General features: G+C 72.3%; 7 protein-coding genes. 3 read left to right on the plus strand and 4 right to left on the minus strand.

From position 1 onward, the window contains the following. Together ACI3KY_RS19910 and ACI3KY_RS19915 are read left to right on the plus strand one after the other, a co-directional pair. Window positions 1-205: hypothetical protein (locus ACI3KY_RS19910; RefSeq protein WP_404931857.1), on the plus strand; the 205-nt coding region annotated here is incomplete at its 5' end. 46 nt (window positions 206-251) lie between these two features. Continuing rightward, window positions 252-1,679 (plus strand): hypothetical protein, encoded by a 1,428-nt coding sequence (locus ACI3KY_RS19915; RefSeq protein WP_404931858.1) that lies wholly within the window; start codon window positions 252-254, stop codon window positions 1,677-1,679. Here ACI3KY_RS19915 and ACI3KY_RS19920 read toward each other — a convergent pair. From ACI3KY_RS19920 to ACI3KY_RS19935, 4 genes are read right to left on the minus strand one after another with little or no spacing between them, the layout of a single operon-like run. Beyond that, on the minus strand, window positions 1,583-2,110 hold the full coding sequence (locus tag ACI3KY_RS19920; protein ID WP_404931859.1) for a hypothetical protein: 528 nt from the start codon (window positions 2,108-2,110) through the stop codon (window positions 1,583-1,585). The two genes, ACI3KY_RS19915 and ACI3KY_RS19920, sit on opposite strands and share 97 nt — an antisense overlap. Further along, on the minus strand, window positions 2,095-2,661 hold the full coding sequence (locus tag ACI3KY_RS19925) for a hypothetical protein (protein WP_404931860.1): 567 nt from the start codon (window positions 2,659-2,661) through the stop codon (window positions 2,095-2,097). The genes ACI3KY_RS19920 and ACI3KY_RS19925 overlap by 16 nt, the downstream gene beginning before the upstream one ends. Beyond that, window positions 2,648-3,319: a hypothetical protein gene (locus ACI3KY_RS19930; RefSeq protein ID WP_404931861.1), complete on the minus strand. Its 672-nt coding sequence runs from the start codon at window positions 3,317-3,319 to the stop codon at window positions 2,648-2,650. Before ACI3KY_RS19930 ends, ACI3KY_RS19925 begins: the two co-directional genes overlap by 14 nt. A 9-nt stretch (window positions 3,320-3,328) precedes the next feature. After that, on the minus strand, window positions 3,329-4,234 hold the full coding sequence (locus tag ACI3KY_RS19935; protein ID WP_404931863.1) for a LysR family transcriptional regulator: 906 nt from the start codon (window positions 4,232-4,234) through the stop codon (window positions 3,329-3,331). Window positions 4,235-4,419: 185 nt separating this feature from the next. Between ACI3KY_RS19935 and ACI3KY_RS19940 the strand changes: the two genes are divergently transcribed. Continuing rightward, window positions 4,420-5,904: proline dehydrogenase family protein (locus ACI3KY_RS19940; RefSeq protein WP_404931862.1), on the plus strand; the 1,485-nt coding region annotated here is incomplete at its 3' end.

Below are 5,904 nucleotides of genomic sequence, written 5' to 3' on the forward strand. Positions count from 1 at the left end.
GGCGGTCCGCGACGGTGACACGACCGGCGACCGCGCGGTCGTCCGCGACGGCGACACGGTCGACGACCGTGCGGCGACCCGCGAGGCGGACCTGGGCGACCGCCCCGCGGTGCGCGATGCCGGCACGGTCGACGACCGCACCACGGTCGCCGACGAGCAGATCACCCGGCCGCCGGCTCCGCCGACGCGCAGCGACCGCGCCTGACCCCGCACTTCGAGCACGACGGCACGCGGCCCGCTAGCGTGGGGGCGTGATCGCCGTGCTCGACGTGCTCCGCACCGCGGGCCGCCTGCTGTGGCGGCACTGGCCGGCGCTGCTCGCGTGGTACGCGGCGGGAGTGCTCGGACGCTATGTCGTGATCGAGACAGCCGGCTTCGTCGGCGCCTACAACGCCGTGGCCGGGTCTCTCCTGCTGCCGCTGGCCATCCTCTCGCGTCTGGTGGCGCTCGTCGCGATGCTTCTCGTCGTGCGGGACGGGATGCGGCAGCTCGACGCGATCTCACCGCTCCCGGAGGACGCGGCCACGCGTCGCCGGCAGTTCGCGGACGCGCTGCTCGCCGGCATCCTGCCGTTCTTCGCCTTCTATGCGGCCTGGGGGTTCCTGCGCGAGGACGCTGCGGCGTACTCGGCGCGCGCGCTCGAGGTGAGCGCAGGGCTGAACTTCACCGCGATCGTCGACAAGACGGACCCGGCCGGCGACGGCTTGGCGGGTGCGCTCACGCTCACCCCGTTGACGTTCGCGATCGTGGTGGTGGCGTTTGCGCTGCGGTGGGTGCTGAAGCGCTATCGTCAGCGACTGCCGCGCTGGTTCGGCGTCGTCGCCGTCTACCTCGAGGCGGTCTGGGTGTACTTCGCCGCGCTCGTCCTGTCCGTCGCGATCGACGCCGTCAGCGGCTGGGTGCAGACGCGGCAGGCGATGGTGTGGCTGGACGACCTCCGCGTCACCGTCTCGGCGGCGTTCGCGCCGCTCGCCTGGATCTGGGAGGGCGTCGAGTGGTTCCTCGGCGAAGCCGGCGGCATCATCCTGCTTCCGCTCGCGTGGCTCACGATCGCCGGCGTCGTGTACGGGCAGGCGGTCGCGCCCGAGCCGGTGCCCACGGACGCGATCGGGGGAGGGGTGGCGGCGAGCGTCCGCAGCCGTTACCGCTCGCTTCCGGCGCGGCTGCGTGCGAGGCTGCGCGACATCTGGGCGGACATCGCGTCGCGGTTCACCCCGATCGGCGAGGCGATCGTGCTGATGTGGCGGGCCGGTCCGGTGCTGATCGGCGGATTCGTGCTGCTCTACACCGTGCTGCTGGCCGTGCAGGGATGGGCGGAATGGGGTCTGCTGCGCCTCATCGGACCGCACGACCTCAACGACTTCTGGCTCGTCTTCGATCAGGCGATCTTCCTCGTCGTGCCGGTGCTGATCGAGCCCATCCGCATCGCCCTCGTGGCGGGCGGCTACGACGCCGTCATCGGACGGCTGGTCTCGCGGCGCGCGGCCGCGGCGACGCCCTCGAGCGCCGTCGCGCCCGCGACGGCGCCCGCGACGGAGGCGACACTCGCGGCCCCCGCCGGAGCCGCGGATTCACGGAGTGATCAGGGCTCGACGACGAAGCGGACGTTGTCGGGCCAGAGTTCGGACGAGATCACGTCCACCCCGAACGGGCCGACGGCGTCGCGCGGCAGGACGTAGCGCACGTCGAGGGTGTACGGCTCGGTCAGGTCCGACGAGCACGATGCCGGACGAAGCGGGTCCCAGTCCGTGGTGAGTGAGGACGTGTCGGGATCCCACTCGCGGTGCGCCCCTTCCAACTCCCGGATCATCGGCTCCGCGCAGGCGAGTCCCGGTGCGCCGGGGTCGATGTCGATCTGCACCCTGAGTACCCTGGCGTCCCGCGGCGCGAGCGGGTCGTCGACGAAGTCCGCCACCGCGGGACCCACCTGCGCCTTTCCGTAGTGGGCGTCCTGCCCCGGTTCGACCACGACGGGCGCGGCGGGGACGTCCGAGTTCAGCTCGCTCCACTCGTGCCAGGCCACGGTCACGCCCAAGGCGGGAACGAGGACCACGACCGCGCCGAGCGCCACGGCATTCCTGCGCCACCACCCGCTCACGGGTTCGCCCATCCCGTCTCGGGAAGCTCATCGCGAGGAGCCGTGGGAACCGCGCCGAGGTCGAAGTCCACGACGATCATCGAATCGAGCCGCCGGTCGGATGACAGCGCGAGCTCCAGCGCGGCGGTCCCCGTGTCCAGGCTCGCCGGCAGCTCGAACGCGAGACCGCCGCGGGTGGCGACACCGGCCGACAGCGGCTGTCCGGACAGCGAGTCCGGACGATCGCTGGCGCCGTAGCGCACCCCGTCGATGACGATCTCGGCGTGACCCAGATTCACGACGTCCTCCGACGTCACCGCCGCGACCTCCACATCGACGATGAGCCAGTTTCCTTCTGCCGACCAGTCGCCCGCGTGCAGTTCGGACGTGCGACGGACGTCGGTGACGGTGGCAGCCAGATTGCGTCCGACGCCCTCCTCGCCGACGGCCACGGGCACCGGCATGGGGGCCTGGATCTGCTCCTCGCCCGGCGTGGCGAGCGCGACGAACCACGCGGCGACCACGAGTCCTGCCCCGATGGACCAGGCCGCCCAACGCGGCAGCGTGCGATCAGCCCTGGCCATCGGCATCCTCCGCGTCCGCACCGGCTCCCACATCCTCGACCTCGACCATGACCACGGCGTCGCGCACCGGGTCGGTCCACTGCTGGCCGGTCAAGACGAACGAGCCGGTGTGCAGCGACCGTGCGTAGAGCGTCACGGGAACCTCGTCACCGGCCTCGAACGCGCCGCCGGGAACGACCCAGGCGAAGACGATGCGCGCAGGCACATGGGGCTGCAGTGACGGGCCGAACGTCGCGTCGTCGTAGCGCACCGTACCGTCGTCGGCGGTCGCCTTCACGCCCGCGACGGTGAGCGTCGCGGCGATCCCTTCACCGCCGGCCGCCGCCACGGGGCGATCCCACTCGTTCTCGACGTCGGCGATGATCGCGAAGACACGCTCCCAGGTCTCGGGGTAGAGGCCGGCGTCGGGCAGCTCGTCGACGAGCACCGCCCGCTGCACCGTGAGCGAGCGTTCGGCCGTGACGTGCGCGTCACCCGGCTGAAGCCGGGCGATCTCGGGCGGTGCCGCGGTCGCGAGCCCGCCGAAGGCGGCCGTCGCGAGGAGGAACGCTCCCGTGGCGATGCCGGCGAACCATCGCGTCGGGACGCGATCGGTCGCCGCGCGCACCCAGGCGAACCGCCGCTTCGGCTCCGCGGGGGCGGTGGACGACTCGGACACGAGGCCAGCCTAGGGCGAGACGCGCCGGGTCTCGGATGCCGGGAGGAAGGCGTCGCGCAGTGCTCGCCGCACCTCGAGGATGCCCGCCCGGGCCTGTGACGCCGTCCGCTGGGCGCTGAAGACCTCGCGCGCGGGGCGGCCGGGCAGCTCGAGCAGTCGCACGGGAGGGTGCGTGCCCGCCCAGAGCAGATCCGGCAGCACGGCGACCGCCTGCCCCGCGGCCACCAGCCGCGCGTGGGCCGACAGATCGGCGAGCTCGTAGCGTACGTCGGGTTCGTAGCCGGCGGCGCGGCACTGCTGCACCGCCCAGAGCCGCGCCGCCGTGCCCGCGGGCTCCATCACCCAGGGCCTCTCCCGCAGGTCGACCAGCGAGCGCGCGGGATCGGCGGGTCCCACGGCGATCCGGATCGGATCGGTGCCGAGCGTCTCGCGATCCAGCCCGTCCTCATGGGCGCGGGTGTGCCCGGGATACTGCTCGGCGATGACGAGATCGACGCCGCGGGCGGTCAGCTCGAACAGTCCGAGCTCGGGCGGCATCTCGGCGAGCTCGACACGCAGCTGCGGAGCGCGGGCGGCCAGCAGGGCGAGCGCGGCCGGAACGATCGCGAGCGCCGCCGTCTGCATCACGGCGACGCGCACGGGTGCGAGTCCGGGGTGCAGTGATTCGAGCTCGCCTCTCGCGCGCTCGTCGAGGTCCAGTGCGCGAGCCGCGTGGGCGGCGAGGATGCGCCCGTGCTCGGTGAGTCGCACGCGACGGCCCTCCGGCTGGAGGAGGGCCACCCCGGCCTCCTTCTCGAGCAGCGCCAGCTGCTGCGAGATCGTCGACGGGCTGTACGAAAGCGCGTCGGCGACCGCGGCGAGCGTGCCGCGCAGCGCGAGCTCATGCAGCAGCCGCAGACGTCGCAGTTCGAACATGGGCATCCCATCGATGATCTCGAACGATACCGATCGTAGATCATCGCTATTCACGAATGAATGGATGCCGCACCCTGGAGTTCATGCAGCAAGTCGACCGCGCAACGCCTCCGGGCGCGCAGGCTGGGCACGGAGAGGTGCAGGCTGGACTCACGGAGTCGATCGATGTGACATCGGGAGTGGGAATGCGAGACGGAGCCGACGAGCGCCTGGCCGCCGAGGCGGTGGCGCTCGCGCAGCGCTGGGTGGCCGAGAGCGCCGAGGCGGAGGTCGACCCCGCAGCGGAACGGCTCGCCGGCGTCCTCAAGGATCCGAACGGCCTGCCGTTCACGATCGGCTTCGTGGACGGCGTCATGCGGCCCGAGAGCCTGTCGGCCGCGGCATCCCATCTGCACCGTGTCGCACCGCTCGTACCCGATTTCCTGCCGTGGCACCTCCGCGGTGCCGTGCGGCTCGGCGGCGCCGTCGCCCCCGTGCTTCCGTCGCCGGTCGTGCCGATCGCGCGACGCGTGCTGCGCGGCATGGTCGGCCACCTCATCGTCGACGCACGCCCCGACAAGCTCGGACCGGCCATCGCGGCGCTGCGCGAGAGCGGCGCGCGGTTGAACCTCAACCTCCTCGGCGAGGCCGTGCTCGGTGAGAAGGAGGCGCTGCGGCGGCTCGAGGGCATCCATGAGCTCATCCGCCGGCCCGACGTGGACTACGTCTCGGTCAAGGTCTCGGCGATCGCCAGCCACATCTCGATGTGGGCGTTCGACGAGGTCGTCGACAAGGTCGTGGAGCGACTGCTCCCGCTGTACCTCACCGCCGCGACCGATGGCACTTTCATCAACCTCGACATGGAGGAGTACCGCGACCTCGACCTGACGATCGCCGTGTTCACGCGGCTGCTCGAAGACCCTCGGCTGCGCCTCCTCGAGGCGGGCATCGTGCTGCAGGCCTACCTGCCGGACGCGCTGCCGGCTCTCGAACGCCTCACCGCATGGGCGCAGCGGCGCGTCGCCGACGGCGGAGCACGTATCAAGGTGCGGCTCGTGAAGGGCGCGAACCTCGCGATGGAGCACGTCGACGCCATCATGCACGACTGGAGCGTGGCCACCTACGGCGAGAAGGTCGACTCGGACGCCAACTACATCCGCTGCCTGCGGTTCGCGCTGCAGCCCGGCCGCACCGCCGCCGTGCGCATCGGCGTCGCGGGCCACAACCTCTTCGACATCGCCTACGCGTGGCTGCTCGCCCGATCGCGTGGGGTGAACCTGTCGGGCGCCGCCGCCGCGTCGCCGGATGTGGAGTTCGAGATGCTCCTCGGCATGGCGCAGGGTCAGGTGCAGGCCGTCGCGCGCGAGGTGGGCCACGTGCTGCTGTACGTGCCGGTCGTGCGCCCCGACGAGTTCGACGTGGCGATCAGCTACCTCGTGCGGCGCCTGGAGGAGAACGCCTCCAGCGACAACTTCCTCTCAGCGGCGTTCGACCTGGCCGACGACCCCGCCATGTTCGCGCGGGAGCGCGACCGCTTCCTCGCCTCGCTCGCGCGGGCCGACGACGACGGGCTCGCCACGGGCCCGAACCGTGCGCAGGACCGCGCCGCCGAGGCCGCCGCGGCGACCGCGGCCGACCGAGGCGAGGCCGTCGACCGGGCCGACTCGCCGCGCGCACAGGCGCGCCTGCGC

The organism is Microbacterium sp. ZW T2_14 (genome assembly GCF_044987405.1).
Lineage (GTDB): Bacteria > Actinomycetota > Actinomycetes > Actinomycetales > Microbacteriaceae > Microbacterium.